The organism is Streptococcus mitis (assembly GCF_047464945.1).
Taxonomy (GTDB): domain Bacteria; phylum Bacillota; class Bacilli; order Lactobacillales; family Streptococcaceae; genus Streptococcus; species Streptococcus mitis_EA.
Map to the genome: position 1 here is coordinate 138406 of NZ_JASHAX010000002.1, position 21308 is coordinate 159713.

A 21308-nucleotide genomic window follows, 5' to 3' on the forward strand; every position below is an offset into this window, starting at 1 on the left:
CTAAAAGGGGTGGAGATCATGTAAAGCACAGATTAACAAGTGACGGACAAAAGAAATAATAATACACTTGTTAAGGAGAAAAGATGTTAATAAGAAATTATCGGAAAAATATTGGCCTGATGGCCGGAGTTGAGTTTTTTGCATTTTTAGGGATTACCAGTTTTTGGATTCTCTTTCTCAGTCAAAACGGAATGTCTCTTTGGCAGATTGGACTTCTGGAAAGTATTTTTCATACGACCAGTCTTCTCTGTGAAATTCCATCTGGAATGTTAGCTGACCGCTATTCCTATAAGACCAACCTTTATTTAAGTCGAATAGCAGGGATTCTGTCTTCTATTCTTATGTTGGCTGGGCAGGGAAATTTTTGGATTTATGCCTTAGCGATGGCGGTAAGTGCCTTGTCTTATAATTTTGATTCAGGCACAAGCGCAGCAATGGTCTATGACTCGGCTGTAGAGGCTGGACTGAAGGAGCGTTACTTATCTATTTCAAGTTTTATGTCAGGAGTAGCAGAAGGAACTCGGTCTTTGGGGACAGTGTTGGCGGGATTTTTTGTCCATGGTCAATTGCACCTGACCTACTATATCATGATTGCCACTTCTATCATAGTTCTTTTCCTGATTTGGATGCTGAAAGAACCTAGTGTCAAGCTAGAAAAAGCTGATAGTGTGACCATGAAACAGATTATTTGGACTGTTAAGGATGAGTTGAAGCGAAATCCCATGCTTTTCAACTGGATGATTTTGTCTCAGATTGTCGGAGTACTCATGTGCATGTTTTATTTTTACTATCAAAATCAGTTACCAGATTTAAGTGGTTGGCAAATTTCAGCAGTTATGCTACTTGGTAGTATCTTAAATATCGTCGCAGTCTATCTAGCGAGTAGGATTGGAGAGAAATATGCCGCCTTGAAGCTTTTCCCTGTCCTCGTCCTGCTGACTGGAGTTACCTATATGCTGTCCTACTTTGGGACACCTTTAATCTATATTTTGATTTATTTGATTAGTAATGCTCTATATGCTCTTTTTCAGCCGATTTTTGACAACGATTTGCAAGAGCGGCTTCCAAGTGAAGTAAGGGCAACCATGCTGAGTGTCTACTCTATGATGTTTAGCCTTAGTATGATTGTGTTCTTTCCATTGACAGGCTGGTTGATTGACCATTTAGGCTTTGTAGTAACATTTCTTTATCTAGGATTCTTTTTAGTCATGATTAGCCTTCTACTGCCTGTATTTTTAGGAAAAATGGCTAAAAGAATAGATGATAAAATAATTCCATAGATTAAAAGAACTTACGAAAACTTGAGTACTAAGCTCAGGTTTTTTAATAGGTTGATTTTGGAGCTGTCTTTACTTTTCTTGATCGGTTTTAATCAAGAAAAATCGGTTTGCTTTGAAGGGAGAAATAGAATTGGTTTCTTATACTCAATGAAAATCAAAGAGCAAACTAGGAAGCTAGCCGCAGACAGTACTTGGGTACGGCAAGGAGAAGCTGACGTGGTTTGAATTTGATTTTCGAAGAGTATTCTTGCATTCACTTGTAATAAAGCTTAATAGATGGTAAAATAGACGAGTGAAAAAAAGACAAAACAAAGCAAAAAATAATCTACTGTGGCAGTATGGTCTAGGGATGACGATTTTGCTTGTGGTTATCAGTGCTTCCTTTCTGTATCTGGTTTCTCTCGGCATGAAACCCTATCAAACAGCTAAAAGTGAAGGAGAAAAATTAGCTCAGCAGTATGCAGGATTAGAGCAGGCTGATCAGGTTGATTTATACAATGGCTTGGAATCCTATTATAGCGTTCTTGGTCGTAATAAACAGCAAGAAGCGCTTGCTGTCCTGATTGGAAAAGATGACCATAAGATTTACGTTTATCAGCTAAATCAGGGTGTTTCACAAGAAAAAGCAGAAGCGGTTTCTAAGGAAAAAGGAGCTGGCGAGATTGACAAAATTACCTTTGGTCGTTATCAAGACAAACCAATCTGGGAAGTTAAGTCAGGAACTAATTTTTATCTAGTAGATTTTGAAACAGGAGCATTGGTCAATAAGGAGGGCCTATGAAACTATCCAACCGTGTTTTAGAAATGGAAGAAAGTGTGACCTTGGCTGCTGGAGCCCGTGCCAAAGCACTGAAGGCTGAGGGAAGAGATATTTTGTCTCTAACCTTGGGTGAGCCAGATTTCACTACTCCAAAAAATATCCAAGATGCCGCCATTGCATCGATTCAAGATGGGCGTGCTTCTTTTTATACAGTAACCTCAGGTCTGCCAGAACTTAAGGCGGCGGTTAATACCTATTTTGAGCGCTTTTATGGCTATTCTGTAGCGCCAAATCAAGTGACAGTCGCTGCTGGAGCCAAATATTCTCTCTATACCTTCTTTATGGCCGTGGTCAATCCAGGTGATGAAGTCATCATCCCAACCCCATACTGGGTCAGTTATGGAGACCAGGTCAAGATGGCAGAGGGGGTGCCAGTCTTTGTTCCTGCTAAGGAAGACAATCACTTTAAGGTGACCGTAGAGCAGTTGGAAGCGGCTCGCACAGACAAGACCAAGGTTTTGGTGCTGAATTCACCATCCAATCCGACAGGTATGATTTACACCCGTGAGGAACTCTTGGCAATCGGGAACTGGGCTGTAGAAAAGGACATTCTCATCCTAGCAGATGATATCTATGGTCGCTTGGTCTATAATGGCCATGAATTCACACCGATTTCTAGCCTATCCGAAGCGATTCGCAAGCAAACAGTGGTCATCAATGGTGTGTCTAAAACCTATGCTATGACTGGTTGGCGTATTGGCTATGCCGTCGGAGAAGTAGACATTATCTCGGCCATGTCCAAGATTGCAGGTCAAACAACCTCTAATCCGTCAGCAGTAGCCCAGTATGCAGCAGTTGAGGCCCTATCAGGGGAGCAAGATACTGTAGAAAGCATGCGTCAGGCCTTTGAGGAACGACTAAACACCATCTATCCCCTTCTTGCGGAAGTGCCAGGATTTGAAGTGGTCAAACCGCAAGGAGCCTTCTATCTCTTCCCAAATGTCAAAAAGGCAATGGAGATGAAAGGCTATACGGATGTGACAGAATTTACAACCGCTATCCTAGAAGAAGCTGAAGTGGCCTTGGTAACAGGAGCAGGATTTGGAGCTCCAGAAAATGTCCGCCTCAGCTATGCGACAGACCTAGACACACTTAAAGAAGCAGTTAAACGCTTGAAAGCATTTATGGGGAGTGAGAATGATTGATCATTTTGAAATTAAGGTAAAGGATTTACAAATTTCAGAAGGATTTTATAGGAGTTTTCTTGCCCCAAACAGCCCTCATCCTGGTGGTGATTTTTGGCTGGCTCAGGGGACACAAGATCCTATTCACTTTGCTTTTTTAGCAGAAAATAAGGAAGAGGTTCAAGCTTGTTATGAGGCTGGCTTAGAGGCAGGTGGGCGAGACAATGGGGCTCCTGGTTATCGCAGTGAGCAACCGATTTACTACGCTGCTTTTGTGATTGACCCAGATGGGAACAATATAGAAGTGGTTTGCCATAAAGAATAAAAAAGAAAAAGGAAAAATAATGACAAAACGTGTAACGATTATTGATGTAAAAGACTATGTTGGTCAAGAAGTGACGATTGGCGCTTGGGTTGCCAACAAATCAGGAAAAGGGAAAATCGCCTTCTTGCAATTGCGTGATGGAACAGCCTTCTTCCAAGGTGTAGCCTTTAAACCAAACTTTGTAGAAAAATTTGGTGAAGAAGTAGGAGCTGAAAAGTTTGATGTCATCAAACGCTTGAGCCAAGAAACTTCTGTTTATGTGACAGGGATTGTCAAAGAAGACGAACGTTCTAAGTTTGGTTATGAGCTTGATATCACAGATATCGAAGTGATTGGTGAATCTCAAGACTACCCAATTACACCAAAAGAACACGGAACAGACTTCTTGATGGACAACCGTCACTTGTGGCTACGCTCTCGTAAGCAAGTAGCGGTGATGCAAATCCGTAACGCTATCATCTATGCAACTTATGAGTTCTTTGACAAGAACGGCTTCATGAAATTTGATAGCCCAATTCTTTCAGGAAATGCGGCAGAAGATTCAACAGAACTCTTTGAAACGGACTACTTCGGAACGCCAGCCTACTTGAGCCAATCAGGTCAGCTTTACTTAGAAGCAGGCGCTATGGCTCTTGGTCGTGTCTTTGATTTTGGTCCAGTATTCCGTGCCGAAAAATCAAAAACGCGCCGTCACTTGACTGAGTTCTGGATGATGGACGCAGAGTACTCATACTTGACACACGATGAGTCACTCGACTTGCAAGAAGCTTATGTGAAAGCTCTTCTTCAAGGTGTTCTTGACCGTGCGCCTCAAGCCTTAGAAACCTTGGAACGTGATACAGAACTCTTGAAACGCTACATTTCAGAGCCATTCAAACGTATCACTTACGATCAAGCCATTGACCTCTTGCAAGAGCATGAGAATGATGAAGATGCTGACTACGAACATCTTGAGCATGGTGATGACTTTGGTTCACCACATGAAACTTGGATTTCAAACCACTTTGGTGTGCCAACATTTGTCATGAACTATCCAGCAGCCATCAAGGCATTTTACATGAAACCAGTTCCTGGAAATCCAGAGCGCGTGCTTTGTGCAGACTTGCTTGCTCCAGAAGGCTATGGAGAAATCATCGGTGGTTCTATGCGTGAGGAAGACTACGATGCCCTTGTCGCAAAAATGGATGAACTTGGTATGGATCGGACAGAGTACGAATTCTACCTTGACCTTCGTAAATACGGTACAGTTCCTCACGGAGGATTTGGTATCGGTATCGAACGTATGGTAACCTTCGCGGCAGGAACAAAACACATCCGTGAAGCCATTCCGTTCCCACGTATGTTGCACCGTATTAAACCATAAGAATAGGAAAACGCCCATGTGGCGTTTTTTTCATAGAAATCTCTGGAAGCGAAAGGAAATATTATCAGGCATTCAAAACCGTGATAATATGCGGCTTTTCTGAAAATCTTTACTTCCTTTTCATATAAAATTGAGTTTTTGATAGAAACATACTACTAGTTGTTTAGAATAGAGTTTCGTATCTTAGTATATTGATGTGATTGTTTAAAAACTTATGTATGTTCTATTTTCTTCAAATTGAAACGATAAATATATATAAGCATTAAACTTGAATTAGTAATAGTGGCATGATACAATATCAAGTAATATTGATAATTATTGGGCAACCCTTTTTAAAATGATAATCCCTTAATATTGATAAAAAATTTAAGGGGGGGGGGCTTTTTATTTGTCTGGATATTTCAATTCAATATTAAAAAGTATGCATAAAGGAGGTTGTGACTCTAAATGAAGGGTAAACAACAAGATTTTAGAACGGAAAAGTATATTCGTTACGGTATTCGTAAATACAGTTTTGGAGCAGCATCAGTAGCGATTGCGGCTGGTTTAATGTTCTTAGGAAATGGAGCAGTATCTGCAACTGAACAAAATCCAGTTTCAGACTCTAAAGAAAATATTCAAAAAGTAGAAAATTCTTCTCCAGAATTAGGAGAAAGTAATATCCAGTTGGTTGATATGACAACTGAAACACCCAAGAAAGAAGAAGTTAAAGTAAATAAGTCACTTCTTGAAGCAAGTATTGCTACTTTAGAATCTAAACTTTCAACTGCTAAGTATGCGAATGCCTCAGTTGTGGCTAATGCCCGTGAAGCCTTAGCTACTGCAAAAGCTGTTTTGGCAAATGAAGCTGCCAAGCAAGAAGAGATAAATGTTCAAAAAGAGATTCTTTCTGCATTGGGAACAGTTGTAACTGAATCAAACAAACTTGGATCAGAAAAAGAACAAGCTGATAAAGATAAGGTAGCAAAAGAAGAAGCAGAAAGAAAGGCTACACCAACAGAAAAAGCTCTTTCAGAAGCTAAATCAGAACTCGATAAAGTTTCATCAGAAGCAGATGTAACCAATACACTTGCGGTTACAGAACTTCGTAAGAAGGAAGTAGAAGAAGAGAATCGAGCAGCAATTGAAGCAGCGGTGGCCAAGAACCAAGCTGTACTTAATGAATCAAAAGTGCTTTTAGCTGACAAGAGTGTCACAAAGGAACAAGTAGATGCCCAATTAGCTCGCTTAAATGAATCAATTCTTGCGGTTTACAGTGAGCTTAAAAAAGCAGGAATTGGTCGTGATGGGAAATTTGAGGTGGCCTTAGCTGATGTAGCTGAAAGAGTGGATGAAGCACCATTGACAGCAGACGAACAGGCAGACCATTGGAAAAAATATGTTGAAAAGAATACAGAAAGATTAAAGAAACAAATTAAATGGTTTGATATTAGCAGTAAAACTGCTACTATTGAAAACTTAGATGCAGGCGGTAAACTTAAAGTAGGAACAAAGTTCAGTGAAGAGTTATCACCGGGTTATGTAGTAGAGCTAACGGTTACGGCACTAAAACCATTTAATGCTACTGACACTTATAAAGAGCGTGGTGGGGCAGGGTACGATGCTAATGCACAGAATGTTTATAAAGACGGTACACCTGCTGAACTTAAAGTTGTTAAACAAGGTTCGTATTCTATCGTAAAAACAGACGGTCTGGACACTGGTGGAGCAACTGTTATTCAATCTGTAAAAGATGGAGCAAACGTTGGGGTAGAATTTTCTGTTAAAGCTATCCTAAACGGTAAAGAAGTTCCTGCGAATGTAGTATTTACAACTGGTGAAGAAGCAGGTTCATCTGAGATTGAGATTTATAAAACAGATGGTAATGGTTTTGAGTTAGTTACTGAACTTTATAATCCGAAATTTATTGATAAAAACAGACCCGAAACTACACGTTCGTATATAGCAGAAACGTATGATCATAGATACGATGTACCGAAAACAGCAGAAGGACAAGGACGTCAATTAGGAAACTCATATACAATGGAAGGTTCTGGGAAACCAGCCTTTGCTGAGTTTTTAAAAGATAAGGCTCGTGGCTTTAGAACAACTGAGATAACTGAAGAGACAATGTCTACCGCTGTTGATAAAGATGGTACAGTATATGCAGATGGATTAGGGACACAGGTTTTTGGACCTGTTGCAACACACCGTTCTTCAGGTATGTCAGCGCCTGTAGTTATGACACGTAATGCTAAAAATGTGGGAATTTATATCTTATCTTCTGGGCAACAGGGTGCAATGCTTGGTTTTATGATGTTAGATGAAGGAGATGCTCCAGCTTCATATGGTAAAGTAGCACATGCTATTGCAAAAGGAAATGGTGTAAAACAACCATATTTGGGTTCTAATGCTCCAGATGTTGATATTCGCACTGAAAAGATTACAAAAGACAATGCCTTTAAGTATGATGATGAAAATGGTGAAGGCGGAGATGAAGGCGCTCGTCAGTTAATGGGTGATAAAGTAATTGCCACTGAAAAAGGTGATAACTACAAACTGAAAAAAGTTAATGATGGAATTTATGAGATGACTGTAGATGCCCATCTAGACGGCGGTGCTCCAGCATGGGTTAACGGATGGATTGACTTTAATAATAATGGTAAATTTGATGAGAATGAAGCAGCCGGAGCCGTTAAAGTTACTAGTGATGGAGAAGTGACATTAAGGTGGAATACTCCTGTTCAAAACTTAGATGTAACTGCGACTAAATTAGCTACTCGTCTACGTATCGCAAATGATGGAGCTGATGTTAAAGAAGCGACTGGAATTGCTTACTCTGGAGAAGTTGAAGATTTTGAAATTCAACAAACAATCCCGCCTCGTGGTTCTAAAGAGACAACTATTGATATTCAAGGAGCTACGCAACGAGCTAATATTAAATTTAATGCATACGGGCATAAAGCTTATGATTTGGATACTGACTCTAAAATTGATGAAGAAGTTAAACCACAAATTGTAAAACCTGATGGAAGTATTGTGACAGATGCAGAATTAGTAGATGGTTATTATGTTGTTCCGGGTCAAGGGAAATATAAAATAACAGCTAATGGTAAGGATGTTGATGTAGAATTTGTACCAGAGGATAGTTTTGTTGGAGATGCAGATGGAATTACGATTCGTCGTACAGATATCAATGGCGAAACAACAGGATGGGGTAAAAATGGGAAGACAATCATTAATGGAGAAGGAGAAAACGAAGATAAATTAGTTCCAATTAGTGAGCAAGTTGCACCTGAAGATTCTATTGAGAAAGGAACAATGGATGGACGTTATATCCCACGTGTTATGAAGCGTGAGATTATTGGAAAGACAGAAGTCTCAAATGATGTTCAAGGATCTAAACAACACAAAACACCGGAATTTAAAGATACAGCTGGCAATAAGATTTCACCTTCTGCTGAGTTCCCAGTTAAATTAGTAGATCCAGCTACCAATCAACCTACTGATACAACTACAATTGATGCGAAAAAAGATGGTAAAAAAATAGGGGAATACACTATTACCCCTTCTACTGGTGAAATAGTCTTCACACCGAACAAAGATTTTACAGGAACACCGGATCCAGTAACTGTATCGTTTGATGGTAAAGTCGGGGTTGATAAAGATGGTCGTCCTGTAACCTCAACAGGTACTTCTCAGTACCAACCTACTGTTAAACCAGTAAATCCAACAGCTGAAAATGGTGAAACAACTAAACCTCAAGGTGAAACACAGGAAAAAGAAATTACTTTTACAGCTGGTAAGGCAACAGTTACTTATTTAGATAAAAATGATGAGACAGTTGAAGTTGAAAAATCAGTGCCAATGAATCCTGCTGGTTATACTTTACTTGCAGAGGATGGTGTGACACCAGCGACAGAAGTGCCAGCTCGTAAACCTGATGGTACTGAAATTGGTAAATTTACACTTAAAGTTGTAGACGGAAAACCGATAGCAGTATTTACACCAAGAGATAAAACTTATGTTGGAGATGTGCTTCCAGTTAAGATTCAAGGTGAAGATGAAAATGGAACAAAAGTAACAGCTACATATACTCCACACATTACACCAGTAGCTCCAACGGCACAACCTGGGGAGTCTATTGCTGTACAAGGAGCGACACAAAAAGGAGCACCAATATTTACTCCTGGTTCAGAAAATGCTCCAATGAAACCTGAGACAATAAAATTATTAAATGATGCAGGAGAAGAAGCAGATGAGTTACCAGCAAAAGATAAAAAAGGAAAAGTTGTTGGTACTTACACACTAGATAAAACTACAGGTGAAGTAATCTTTACACCGACAGATAAAACATTTGTTGGTAAAGTGTTATCAGCTCGTGTTCAAATGGCCGATTCAAATGGAACAAAAGTGGAAGCAACATACACACCCAAAATTGTGCCAGTAGAGCCTAAAGGAACTGCAGCAGAATCTTCTAAAACTCAAGGTCTTGTTCAACAAGGAACAGTATCATTTGCCCCAGGAAAAGCTACTGTAGGAGATAAAGAAGAAACAGTTGCACTTAAAGAAAATAGTGCCCGTTTAGTTGGACTGGATGGTCAAGTTTTGGCGCCTGATGCAAAACTGGATGTATTTGCAGAAGATGGTAAGAAAATAGGTGAATATACAATAGATCCAACTACTAATACAGTAACATATACACCGACAGATAAAACTTATACAGGTGAAGTTCCACCGGCTGTAGTTCGTGCAGAAGATGTAAATGGAAGTACTGCAGAAACTACATATACACCTAATATTATTCCAGTAGTACCAACAGCAACTCCTGCTGAATCCACTGGTATTCAAGGGGCTATTCAAACAGGAACAGTTGCGTTTAAAGAAGGTAACCCAGTTATTCCTATTAAAGCTAACTCAGCTGTATTACTTGATAAAGAAGGTAACCCAGTAGCGCCTGGAACTCCAGTAGATGCAGTAGAAGAAACTGGTAAAAAAGTCGGGGAATACACAATTGACCTAGCAACTAACAAAGTAACCTTCACGCCAACTAATAAATCTTATATCGGGAAAGTTCAACCAGTAAAAGTACAAGCTGAAGATGAAAATGGAACAAAAGTTTCAACGACTTACACACCAACAATCGTAGGCGTAACCCCAACAGCTAAAGAATCAGCTACAGCTGGTAAGCAAGGTCAAGCGCAAACGTCACAAATTATTTTTGATACTCCTGATACAGATGCTACAACATTGAACTTCGCTAAAGGAGAAACATCTGAAGTATTAGGTGAAGATGGCCAACCAAAATCAGTAGCTCTTGATAAGAGTACTTTGACACTTCTTGATGCGAACGGAAATGCTGTAACTACAGTTACGGTTGATGGTGAAGGAACTTACACTCTTGATAAAACAACTAATGTCATTACATTCCAACCAACTGAAGAATTCACAGGCAAAGCTACACCAGTACGTGTACAAATTGCAGATATCAACGGTACTACTGTAACAACTACTTACACTCCAACTGTTGTTGCTGAAGATGGAACGGTCATTGTTGAGTATAAGGATGAAGAAGGTAACGTTATCTCTCCTTCAACAACCCCAGTAAATAACGAAAAAGTGACGACTCCGTTCACAACTGAACCAAAAGAAATTCCTGGTTACACTCTTGTTAAAGTGGCAACAACAAATGGTACGGTTGATGAAGGTACTAAGAAGGTTTCAGGTAAGGTTACAAATGATACAACTACTGTAACATATACTTATAGAAAGAATGTTCAAACAGCAACTATTTCTTACTATGATGTGACAACTGGTGCAGAAGTTGCGATAGATTCAGCTAAAGTACCAGCAGCATCTGTTGAGACAGTAGAAGGTGTTTATAACGGTGCTATCGACTTTATTAATCGTGAAAAAGCAATTGCAGCTCTTGAAAAAGCTGGCTATACGTTAGTAGAAGACAGTTTCGCTGCAGCAACGACAGCTGATAAACTGTTTGATAACGACACAGCGGTAAATCAAAACTTCAATGTAATAGTTAAACAACGTGTGGAACCTGTGACTCCAAATGATGAGAAACCTGTTCCAGGTCAACCAGTTGATCCAGAAAATCCAAATTCACCTGTATGGCCAAGTACTGCAGAAAATCTTGAGTTAACTAAGACAGTTACTCGTACAATCAAGTACCGCTACAATGATGAGAATGGTAAAGAAGTAACAGCTGATGAAGTTCAAACAGTAACCTTCACACGTGAAGCAACTGTAAACTTAGTAACTGGAGAAGTGAAGTATAGCGACTGGTCAGCAGCACAAACACTTGAGGAAGTAGTTTCTCCAGAAGTAGCTAATTATACTTACGATAAGGAAACTGTTGCAAGCCTTGAGGTAACAAACGAGTCAACTGATAGTACAGTATACGTTATCTACAAACCAGTAGCACCAACTGCAACACCTGCTACATCAACTGATATCCAAGGTAAGACACAAACAGGTGCTCCAACATATAAACATGCTGATGGAACTGAGTTGAAACCAACAACAGATAATCCAGCTAAGTTTGTTGGAACTGAGGAAACAACTATCCCAGCTACTAAGGATGGTAAGACAGTTGGTACATATACAATCGATCCAACTGGTACAGTAACCTTCACACCAAACAAAGACTTCGTTGGAACACCAGATCCAGCTAAAGTAGTTGTAACAGATCCTACAAATGGTACAACTGTTGAATCAAGTTACACTCCAACTGTAACTCCAGTTACACCAACAGGTGTGGATACAGGTTCTACAGGTCCTAAGAACACTCCTCAATCTGGAACACCAACATTTGTACCTGGTCATAAAGATGTACCAATGGACAATACTGTTCCTGCTACATTTGAAGATGGTACAACAAGTAAAACAGTTCCAAACGAAGGAACATACACTGTTGATGCAACAGGTAAGGTAACCTTCACACCAAATAAAGATTTCGTTGGAACTGCAACAGGAGTAACTATTGTACGTAAAGACACTAACGGAACAGAGGTAAAAGCTAAGTATACACCAACTGTTTATGAAGTGAAGTCTGATACACAAGTTGCAACTGTAACTTACAAAGATACTAACGGAACAATTCTTGGTGAAGTGGATATTCTTCAAGGTGATTCTGGTTCTGAAATGAACTACTCTACTGCAGAACGTATCAACGCACTGAAGAAACTTGGTTACGAACTTGTGTCTGATGAGTTTACAAAAGCTGATGGCAGCAAGCAATCATTTGATAATGATACAAATGCTGTTCAAAAATTTGTTGTCACTGTTCAACCACGCCTTGTTCCAGTTATTCCAAGTGATGTGACACCAGTTCCAGGTCAACCAATTAATCCAGAGGATCCAAACTCACCAGTATGGCCTGAAAGCGTTAAGGAATTGACAACTTCAGAAGAAGTAACTCGTACAATTACTTATGTTGATGGAGATGGTAAAGAGGTTACTACTTCTGTGACTTCATCAGTTAAATTTACTCGTGATGCTAAGGTGAACTTGGTGACAGGTGAAGTTACTTACGGCGAAGGGAAAGAAGCTACAACTGATGTTCTTTCTGGTAATAAACTTCCATTTGTTAAAGGTTATATTGCAGTAAGTGGAGATATTGAGGCATCTACCAAGGATCAAACTGTTAAGGCTGAAGACAAAGATATCATTCAAAAAGTTGTCTATAAGAAACTTGGAGCCTGGATTCCAAACGTGCCAGGACAAACGAATCCTCCACGTATTGATTATCCAAATGATCCAAACGGTGATCCAACTAAACCGGGTGTACCAACAGAAGATATTGTAATTCCTTATGTTCCCGGTTACATTCCAAGAGATAAAGATGGAAATCCGTTGAAACCAGTTGATCCAGAAGATCCAACTAAAGGTTATGTGCCACCAACATTACCAACTGATCCGAGTCAAGATACTCCAATCAACTATACTAAGATTACAACGTCTTATGTGACAGTTGATTCAAATGGTAAAGAAGTATCTATTCCAAATTATCCAAGATAAGACGGCGAACAACCTAAGAAAGATATCCCAGGTTACCGCTTCGTAGAAACTAAGAAACTGCCAAATGGTGAAACTGAACACGTTTACGAAAAAGTAAGTACATTCTTCAAAGATAAAGAAGGCAATGAGATTCCGAACTATCCAAGTGAGCCAGGCACAGTAGATAAGAAAGACATTCCAGGGTACAGATTCGTAGAAACGAAGAAACTGCCAAATGGTGACACTGAACACGTTTACGAAAAAGTAAGTACCTTCTTCAAAGATAAAGAAGGCAATGAGATTCCGAACTATCCAAGTGAGCCGGGCACAGTAGATAAGAAAGACATTCCAGGATACAGATTCGTAGAAACGAAGAAACTGCCAAATGGTGAAACTGAACACGTTTACGAAAAAGTAAGTACATTCTTCAAAGATAAAGAAGGCAATGAGATTCCGAACTATCCAAGTGAACCAGGAACAGTAGATAAGAAAGACATCCCAGAATACAGATTCGTAGAAACGAAGAAACTGCCAAATGGAGATACAGAACATGTTTACGAAAAAGTGAATACATTCTTCAAAGATAAAGAAAGTAATGAGATTCCGAACTATCCAAGTGAGCCGGGCACAGTAGATAAGAAAGACATCCCAGAATACAGATTCGTAGAAACGAAGAAACTACCAAATGGAGATGTAGAGCATGTCTATGAAAAAGTAACACCACCAGCTCCAACACCTTCACCTGTTCCTCAACCAAATCCAGGTAAGCAAAACACAACTACTTGGACTGATGAGAATGGAAATCCATTGAAACCAACTGAGCCAGGTTCTAAAGAATCGGGAACAATTCCAGGTTACGAATATGTGAAGACTGTGACAGGTTCAAATGGAAATATCAGACATATCTTCCGCAAAGTTGAGATGCCAACTCCAACACCGGTTGAACCAGTACAACCAGTTTCTCCACAAGAGCCAGAGACCCCAGAGCAACCAGTGACTCCGGAAATGCCAACAGTACCTGAGCAACCAAAACAACCAGCAACACCTAAATATGTTGCAAGTCAAAAAGAGTTGCCTAACACAGGTACAGAAGCCCATGCAGGCCTAGCAGCACTTGGACTTCTTGGAGCCCTTAGTGGATTTGGACTTCTTTCTCGCAAGAAAAAAGAAGACTAAAAGCTCATAGTTTTTGAGAAGATGATTCGTCATCTTCTTTTTTTATTTCGGTGTTTTTACTTGCGTAAAAAATTGTTTTCTAGTATAATAGTTTATTGTGAGCGAACCTCACTTACCCCTTGCAAAGTCTTGGGGTCATTAGACCAAAAGGAGGAACATATCAATGGCTAAATACGAAATTCTTTATATCATTCGTCCAAACATTGAAGAAGAAGCTAAAAACGCTTTGGTAGCACGTTTTGACTCTATTTTGACTGACAACGGTGCAACTGTTGTTGAATCAAAATCTTGGGAAAAACGTCGTCTTGCATACGAAATCAAAGATTTCCGTGAAGGACTTTACCACATCGTTAACGTTGAAGCAAACGACGACGCAGCTCTTAAAGAGTTTGACCGTCTTTCAAAAATCAACGCTGACATTCTTCGTCACATGATCGTCAAAACTGACGCGTAAGAAGGTAAACTATGATTAACAATGTTGTACTTGTAGGGCGTATGACACGTGACGCTGAGTTGCGTTATACCCCATCAAATGTAGCAGTTGCGACTTTTACTCTTGCAGTAAACCGTACATTTAAGAGTCAAAATGGCGAACGTGAGGCTGATTTTATCAATGTCGTTATGTGGCGCCAACAGGCTGAAAACCTTGCTAACTGGGCTAAAAAAGGCTCACTTATCGGGGTGACAGGTCGTATCCAGACTCGTAGTTACGATAACCAGCAAGGACAACGTGTCTACGTGACAGAGGTCGTGGCTGAGAATTTCCAAATGTTGGAAAGCCGTAGTGTGCGTGAGGGTCACACAGGTGGAGCTTATTCTGCACCAAGTTCAAACTATTCAGCGCCTACAAATTCAGTACCAGACTTTTCACGTGATGAAAATCCATTTGGAGCAACAAATCCATTGGATATTTCAGATGATGATTTACCATTCTAATGGACAAGTAAAATTATAAAGGAGAAAAAACATGGCTCAACAACGTCGTGGCGGATTCAAACGCCGTAAAAAAGTTGATTACATCGCAGCAAACAAAATTGAATATGTTGATTACAAAGATACTGAGCTTCTTAGCCGTTTCGTTTCAGAACGTGGGAAAATCCTTCCTCGTCGTGTAACAGGAACTTCAGCTAAAAACCAACGTAAAGTAACAACAGCTATCAAACGCGCTCGCGTAATGGCTTTGATGCCTTTCGTAAACGAAGATTAAAAAAAAGACCCCGACGGGTCTTTTTTTCAGGTCCAGTGGACCTCTTTTTCAGACCCGGTTGGGTCTTTTTTCACGAGATAGTTTTTTTCTGACCTTGGCGTGCTATAATGGTAATAAAAAGAGTAAAGGTGGGTAAGTCAAAGATGAATTGTACGATTAGAAATATGATTAAGTCTGATATTGAATCCTTATCTCATGGATTTATGAATCAAGGTTGGCCTGCTAGAGAAGAAATCTTAGCTAGCTATTTTAGGGAGCAAGCAAGTGGCGACAGAGAAGTCTTGGTAGCGACTATGAATGGAGTAGTGGCAGGTTATATTACCATTTTGCCCTCTGCTAAACATGGTCCTTTTGCAGAAGTCTATCCAGAACTTTCAGATTTCAATGTCTTTGAGCCATTTCGAAATCAAGGTATTGGAAATCTCTTGCTAGAAGAAGCAGAAAAACGAGTCAAGTTTGTTTCGAGTAAGGTCACTCTTGGTGTAGGTTTGCACTTAGGCTATGGTCCTGCCCAGAGATTATATATCAGACGGGGCTATATTCCAGATGGTTCAGGCGTTTGGTATCGAAATCAACCCTTGGAAATGAATGCTCCTATTCAAAATAATGATGATTTAGTTCTGTACTTATCTAAGAAGTTCGAATAAGAGATAGCGAATTTCTTTGAACATAGGGGATTTAGCTACTTTATGGTATAATGGAAAGAGTTAGATTGAAAGAGGTAGTGAGATGGATGCCAAATTAAGATACAAGGCAAAGAAAATCAAGATTGTCTTTTTTGATATTGATGATACATTGAGGAATTCAAAGACAGGTTTTATTCCAGCTTCAATCCCAACTGTTTTTAAGCAATTACGTGAGAAAGGAATTTTGACAGGTATTGCTTCTGGACGAGGGATTTTTGGTGTTGTGCTAGAGATTCGTGATCTCAAGCCTGACTTTTTTGTAACCCTGAATGGGGCTTATATCGAAGATAAAAAAGGTCAGGTTATTTATCAACATCAGATCGAGAAGTCAGATGTTGAGGAGTATATCTCTTGGGCCAAGCAAGAAGGAATTGAGTATGGCTTGGTTGGAAGTCATGATGCCAAATTGTCGACTCGCACCGATATGATTAGTGAAGCGATTAATCCAATTTACCCTGATTTGGATGTGGATCCCGATTTCCACGAGAAAGAAGACATCTATCAGATGTGGACTTTTGAAGATAAGGGAGATGACTTGCACTTGCCTGACAGTCTCTCAGACAAACTTCGCATGGTTCGTTGGCATCAACATTCGTCTGATATTGTGCCGATTTCAGGCTCCAAAGCGACGGGGGTGGAAAAGGTTGTGGAACACCTTGGCTTAAAACCAGATAACGTCATGGTTTTTGGAGATGGCCTCAACGACTTGGAACTCTTTGATTATGCTGGAATCAGCGTTGCAATGGGAATTTCTCATGATAAGATCAAAGAAAAAGCAGATTATATTACAAAAATATTAGAAGAAGATGGCATTTTTGATGCCTTAGAAGGATTTGGTATGGTAGAAAAAGAATTGCATTTCCCACAAGTAGACATTGAAACAGTAGAAGGTCCTATCGCGACTATTAAGACCAATCACGGAGACTTGCGTATCAAGCTTTTCCCTGAACATGCTCCTAAAACAGTGGCTAACTTTGTAGCTCTTTCAAAAGATGGTTACTATGATGGTGTCATTTTCCACCGTATTATCAAGGACTTTATGATTCAAGGTGGAGATCCAACTGGAACTGGTATGGGTGGCGAGTCAATCTACGGTGAATCATTTGAGGATGAATTCTCAGAAGAACTTTACAATATCCGTGGTGCTCTTTCCATGGCCAATGCTGGTCCAAATACTAACGGCAGCCAGTTCTTTATCGTGCAAAATCAACATTTGCCTTATTCTAAGAAAGAAATTGCTCGTGGTGGTTGGCCAGAACCGATTGCGGAAATCTATGCCAACCAAGGTGGAACTCCTCATCTAGACCGCCGTCATACTGTTTTTGGACAGTTGGTGGATGAAGCTTCTTATGCTGTCTTGGATACTATTGCTGCTGTTGAGACAGGGGCTATGGACAAGCCCGTTGAAGATGTTGTGATTGAAACAATTGAAATCGAGGACTAAGATGAAAATCGGTGATAAACTAAAGGGCCGTATTACAGGGATTCAGCCCTACGGTGCCTTTGTTGAGCTAGAGACGGGTGATACGGGGCTGATTCACATTTCAGAGATTCGGACAGGCTTTATTGAAAATATCCATGACGCCTTGAAAGTCGATGAAGAGGTTCAAGTTCAAGTAGTGGATTTAGATGAATTTACAGGGAAAGCTAGTCTTTCTATCCGCACTTTGGAGGAAGAAAAGCACCAGTTTCCGAGACGGAGACGCTTTTCAAGCGACCGCTTTAACTACGGCTTTGCGCCTCTCAAAAGAATGATGCCAATTTGGACCAAGGAAGCCCTTCAACATTTGAAGAAGCAGAAGCACTAGTTAGAAATTTCTATCTTTTGTAATGTTAATATAAATTTGCTATAATGGAACCATGGAAGAAGAACAATTATTAAAATCAGGGGAGCGCATTAATCAGCTCTTTTCGACAGATATTAAAATCATTCAAAATAGAGAGGTTTTTAGCTATTCGGTGGATAGTGTTCTCTTGTCACGATTTCCACGTTTTCCTAAAAAGGGCTTGGTAGTGGATTTCTGTGCTGGAAATGGAGCAGTGGGGCTTTTTGCAAGCACTCGTACTCAAGCACAGATTTTGGCTGTTGAGATTCAGGAGCGTTTGGCGGATATGGCTGAACGCTCTGTCCGTTTGAATGGTTTGGAAGAGCAGATGCAGGTCATATGTGATGATTTGAAAAATATGCCTGCTCACATTCAGGGAAGTAAGGTGGATATGATTTTGTGTAATCCGCCCTATTTCAAGGTAGATCCTCATTCCAATCTGAACGAGAGTGAACATTATCTCTTGGCGCGACATGAAATCACGACCAATTTGGAGGAAATCTGCCGCAGTGCCCAGAGTATTCTCAAGTCTAATGGGCGTTTGGCCATGGTTCATCGTCCTGATCGACTTCTGGACATTTTGGATACCTTACAACGGCATAATCTAGCTCCTAAGCGCCTGCAGTTTGTTTATCCAAAAAGAGAAAAGGAAGCCAATATGCTTTTGATTGAGGCTATTAAGGATGGTTCAACAAGTGGCTTTAAGGTCTTACCACCTCTCATTGTCCACAATGATGATGGCTCTTATACACCTGAACTTGAAGAGATTTATTATGGATCATAAGGCTTATATGTACGTGCTGGAGTGTCGTGATGGATCTTACTATACAGGCTATACGACTGATGTGAGAAGACGCCTCGCTGTCCACAATAGTGGGAAGGGAGCCAAATACACACGAGCACGCTTGCCAGTCAAACTCATCTATGCTCAAGGTTTTTCCAGTAAGGAAGAAGCCATGTCGGCTGAAGCCCTTCTCAAGCGTAAGAAGAGGCCACAGAAGGAAAGATTTTTATCTGAAAATCAAGATAGAAATTTAGTCAGTTATTTTGAAGAATCGTGGGGAGTCCTTTGACTCCTCTTACTTTTGTCAAAAAGCGAAAAAAATGCTACAATAAAGAGAATAAACAAAATGAGGTATTATCATGTCTAAGATTCTAGTATTTGGTCACCAAAATCCAGACTCAGATGCCATCGGGTCATCTGTAGCCTTTGCCTACCTTGCAAAAGAAGCTTACGGTTTGGATACGGAAGCTGTTGCCCTTGGAACTCCAAATGAAGAAACAGCCTTTGTCTTGAACTATTTTGGTGTAGAAGCACCTCGTGTTATCACTTCTGCTAAAGCAGAAGGTGCAGAGCAAGTTATCCTGACTGACCACAATGAATTCCAACAATCTGTATCAGATATCGCTGAAGTAGAAGTTTATGGTGTTGTGGACCATCACCGTGTGGCTAACTTTGAAACTGCAAGCCCACTTTACATGCGTTTGGAGCCAGTTGGATCAGCGTCTTCAATCGTTTACCGTATGTTCAAAGAACATGGTGTGGCTGTGCCTAAAGAGCTTGCTGGTTTGATGCTTTCAGGTTTGATTTCAGATACTCTTCTTTTGAAATCACCAACAACACACCCAACAGATACAGTCATTGCTCCTGAATTGGCTGAATTGGCTGGTGTAAACTTGGAAGAGTATGGTTTGGCTATGTTGAAAGCTGGTACAAACTTGGCCAGCAAATCTGCTGACGAATTGATTGACATCGATGCTAAGACTTTTGAATTGAACGGAAATAATGTCCGTGTTGCCCAAGTAAACACAGTGGACATCGCTGAAGTTTTGGAACGTCAAGCAGAAATCGAAGCTGCAATGCAAGCTGCCAACGAAGCAAATGGTTACTCTGACTTTGTCTTGATGATTACAGATATCGTCAACTCAAACTCAGAAATCCTAGCACTTGGTGCTAATATGGGCAAGGTTGAAGCAGCCTTCAACTTCAAACTTGAAAATAACCATGCCTTCCTTGCTGGTGCTGTTTCACGTAAGAAACAAGTGGTACCTCAATTGACTGAAAGCTTTAATGCTTGAGATTTTGAGTGTTAATTCAAATTAGGAAAGGCTAGTTTGCCTTATATCGAAAGGAGTTTCGGCTCCTTTTTTTCTAGGAGTGAAGCATGTTAGAAACTGGCGATTTGATACTCAATGAAAATCAAAGAGCAAACTAGGAAGCTAGCCGCAAGCTGTACTTGAGTACGGTAAGGCGACGCTGACGTGGTTTGAAGAGATTTTCGAAGAGTATGATTTTTGTGAGAAATGAGTCAGATATGGGGAAGGCCATCCAGACTTCCACAGGTAGCTATAACTATGTTGCCATTTATTTGGATGGGGTGATTTACCATGCTAGTGGAAAGGCGAGTGTTATCTGTCAGGAACCAGCAGACTTTTTTGAGCCCAATCACTTGTACGACCTCTATGTCTACCCAGAAATGGATATCCAGTCGGTGAAGGAAAGAGCCTGCAAACATCTTGGGGCTCCCTACAATGCTTCTTTCTATCCAGATGGAGCTGGTTTCTACTGTTCCCAGTATATAGCAGAAATTCTACCGATTTTTGAAGCCATTCCTATGAAATTTGGAGATGGGACTCAGGAGATTAGTGATTTTTGGAGAGAGTATTATAGAGAACTAGGTTTGCCTGTTCCTCTGAACCAAGCTGGGACCAATCCTAGTCAGTTGGCAGCATCGCCTCTGTTAGAATGTAAAGAAAGGAATCTTCATGATTCAGATTTTTAATCCATCTCGTTTGACGAGACAGCCATTTTTTGGAGAATTGATCCGCTATCTGGACCAGCATGAGGATGTGATTTTACGGGAAATTAAGACTCAATTTCCAGATGTAGCAGTTGACAAACTCATGGAAGAGTATATAAAGGCAGGCTTGATTCTACGGGAAAATAAGCGTTATTACCTCAATCTTCCTATGCTTGAGTCACTTGATAGTCTCGAACTGGATCAAGAGATTTTTGTCAGCGAAGCTAGTCCGGTCTATCAAGCTTTGTTGGAGCAACGTTTTGAGACGGAATTACGAAATCAAACCAATGCAGCTATTTTAGTTGAAAAGACGGACTTTGCGAGATCAAAAATGACCCTGTCTAATTATTTCTACAAGGTCAAACATCAGTATCCTTTGACAGAAAAACAGCAGGAGCTCTATGACATTTTGGGAGATGTCAATCCTGAGTATGCTCTCAAATATATGACGACTTTTTTGTTGAAATTTCTCAAAAAAGACCAGCTTGTGCAGAAACGCCGTGATATCTTTGTGGACAGTTTAGTTGTCCTAGGTTATATTATCCAAAATGAAGATGGAAAGTATGAGTTGGCTGTCGATTTTGATAAGGACAGATTAACTTTCTACTTGGCATGATTTCTTGTTTCTGAGCACATTGTTTGACTTTCCTTAGTATTCGGTATAAACTATATGTAACCGGTAACACATATCGGAATAAACTAAAGGAG

General features: G+C 40.2%; 17 protein-coding genes and 1 pseudogene. All 18 read left to right on the forward strand.

Features of this window, described 5'->3' with window-relative positions:
- The first annotated feature begins 83 nt into the window (after positions 1-83).
- The 18 genes and pseudogenes from QM424_RS03360 to QM424_RS03450 all read left to right on the forward strand — a co-directional run bounded on the left by QM424_RS03360 (position 84) and on the right by QM424_RS03450 (position 21216).
- Entirely contained in the window at positions 84-1280 is a 1197-nt protein-coding gene (locus QM424_RS03360) for an MFS transporter (protein WP_414392984.1), read from the forward strand.
- A 292-nt stretch (positions 1281-1572) separates the two neighbouring features.
- Positions 1573-2061 (forward strand): cell wall elongation regulator TseB-like domain-containing protein, encoded by a 489-nt coding sequence (locus QM424_RS03365; RefSeq protein ID WP_414392986.1) that lies wholly within the window; start codon positions 1573-1575, stop codon positions 2059-2061.
- Positions 2058-3245: a pyridoxal phosphate-dependent aminotransferase gene (locus QM424_RS03370; RefSeq protein ID WP_261047046.1), complete on the forward strand. Its 1188-nt coding sequence runs from the start codon at positions 2058-2060 to the stop codon at positions 3243-3245. Before QM424_RS03365 ends, QM424_RS03370 begins: the two co-directional genes overlap by 4 nt.
- Positions 3238-3549 (forward strand): VOC family protein, encoded by a 312-nt coding sequence (locus QM424_RS03375; protein WP_414392989.1) that lies wholly within the window; start codon positions 3238-3240, stop codon positions 3547-3549. The genes QM424_RS03370 and QM424_RS03375 overlap by 8 nt, the downstream gene beginning before the upstream one ends.
- Before the next feature lie 19 nt (positions 3550-3568).
- Positions 3569-4912, forward strand: coding sequence for an asparagine--tRNA ligase (gene asnS, locus QM424_RS03380; RefSeq protein ID WP_414392991.1), 1344 nt, complete (start codon positions 3569-3571; stop codon positions 4910-4912).
- A gap of 447 nt (positions 4913-5359) precedes the next feature.
- A complete protein-coding gene (locus tag QM424_RS03385; RefSeq protein ID WP_414392993.1) occupies positions 5360-12925 on the forward strand; it encodes a mucin-binding protein in 7566 nt (2521 codons plus the stop codon).
- Positions 12926-14080 (forward strand): annotated as a pseudogene (locus QM424_RS09860) (MucBP domain-containing protein); the annotation flags it as partial.
- Positions 14081-14243: 163 nt separating this feature from the next.
- Positions 14244-14534, forward strand: a complete 291-nt coding sequence (gene rpsF, locus QM424_RS03400) for a 30S ribosomal protein S6 (protein ID WP_001151778.1) — start codon at positions 14244-14246, stop codon at positions 14532-14534.
- An 11-nt stretch (positions 14535-14545) separates the two neighbouring features.
- Positions 14546-15016 carry a single-stranded DNA-binding protein SsbA gene (gene ssbA / locus QM424_RS03405; RefSeq protein WP_000609602.1) on the forward strand — a complete coding sequence of 157 codons (471 nt, stop codon included), beginning with the start codon at positions 14546-14548 and terminating at the stop codon, positions 15014-15016.
- 31 nt (positions 15017-15047) lie between these two features.
- Entirely contained in the window at positions 15048-15287 is a 240-nt protein-coding gene (gene rpsR / locus QM424_RS03410) for a 30S ribosomal protein S18 (RefSeq protein ID WP_000068664.1), read from the forward strand.
- A 143-nt stretch (positions 15288-15430) separates the two neighbouring features.
- Positions 15431-15934 carry a GNAT family N-acetyltransferase gene (locus QM424_RS03415; protein WP_414392997.1) on the forward strand — a complete coding sequence of 168 codons (504 nt, stop codon included), beginning with the start codon at positions 15431-15433 and terminating at the stop codon, positions 15932-15934.
- A gap of 82 nt (positions 15935-16016) precedes the next feature.
- On the forward strand, positions 16017-17417 hold the full coding sequence (locus tag QM424_RS03420; protein WP_414392999.1) for a bifunctional Cof-type HAD-IIB family hydrolase/peptidylprolyl isomerase: 1401 nt from the start codon (positions 16017-16019) through the stop codon (positions 17415-17417).
- 1 nt (position 17418) lies between these two features.
- Positions 17419-17781 carry a S1 RNA-binding domain-containing protein gene (locus tag QM424_RS03425; protein ID WP_000689589.1) on the forward strand — a complete coding sequence of 121 codons (363 nt, stop codon included), beginning with the start codon at positions 17419-17421 and terminating at the stop codon, positions 17779-17781.
- A 52-nt stretch (positions 17782-17833) separates the two neighbouring features.
- Complete coding sequence (locus QM424_RS03430) at positions 17834-18583, forward strand: tRNA1(Val) (adenine(37)-N6)-methyltransferase (protein WP_414393001.1); 750 nt, start codon at positions 17834-17836, stop codon at positions 18581-18583.
- Positions 18573-18872, forward strand: coding sequence for a GIY-YIG nuclease family protein (locus QM424_RS03435; protein WP_414393003.1), 300 nt, complete (start codon positions 18573-18575; stop codon positions 18870-18872). The genes QM424_RS03430 and QM424_RS03435 overlap by 11 nt, the downstream gene beginning before the upstream one ends.
- Before the next feature lie 70 nt (positions 18873-18942).
- The gene (locus tag QM424_RS03440; RefSeq protein ID WP_414393005.1) at positions 18943-19878 is read left to right on the forward strand and encodes a manganese-dependent inorganic pyrophosphatase; all 936 of its coding nucleotides are present in this window, start codon (positions 18943-18945) and stop codon (positions 19876-19878) included.
- 209 nt (positions 19879-20087) lie between these two features.
- A complete protein-coding gene (locus QM424_RS03445; RefSeq protein WP_414393007.1) occupies positions 20088-20582 on the forward strand; it encodes a UDP-N-acetylmuramoylalanyl-D-glutamate--2,6-diaminopimelate ligase in 495 nt (164 codons plus the stop codon).
- The gene (locus QM424_RS03450) at positions 20566-21216 is read left to right on the forward strand and encodes a DUF1803 domain-containing protein (RefSeq protein ID WP_414393009.1); all 651 of its coding nucleotides are present in this window, start codon (positions 20566-20568) and stop codon (positions 21214-21216) included. Before QM424_RS03445 ends, QM424_RS03450 begins: the two co-directional genes overlap by 17 nt.
- Positions 21217-21308: the final 92 nt, after the last annotated feature.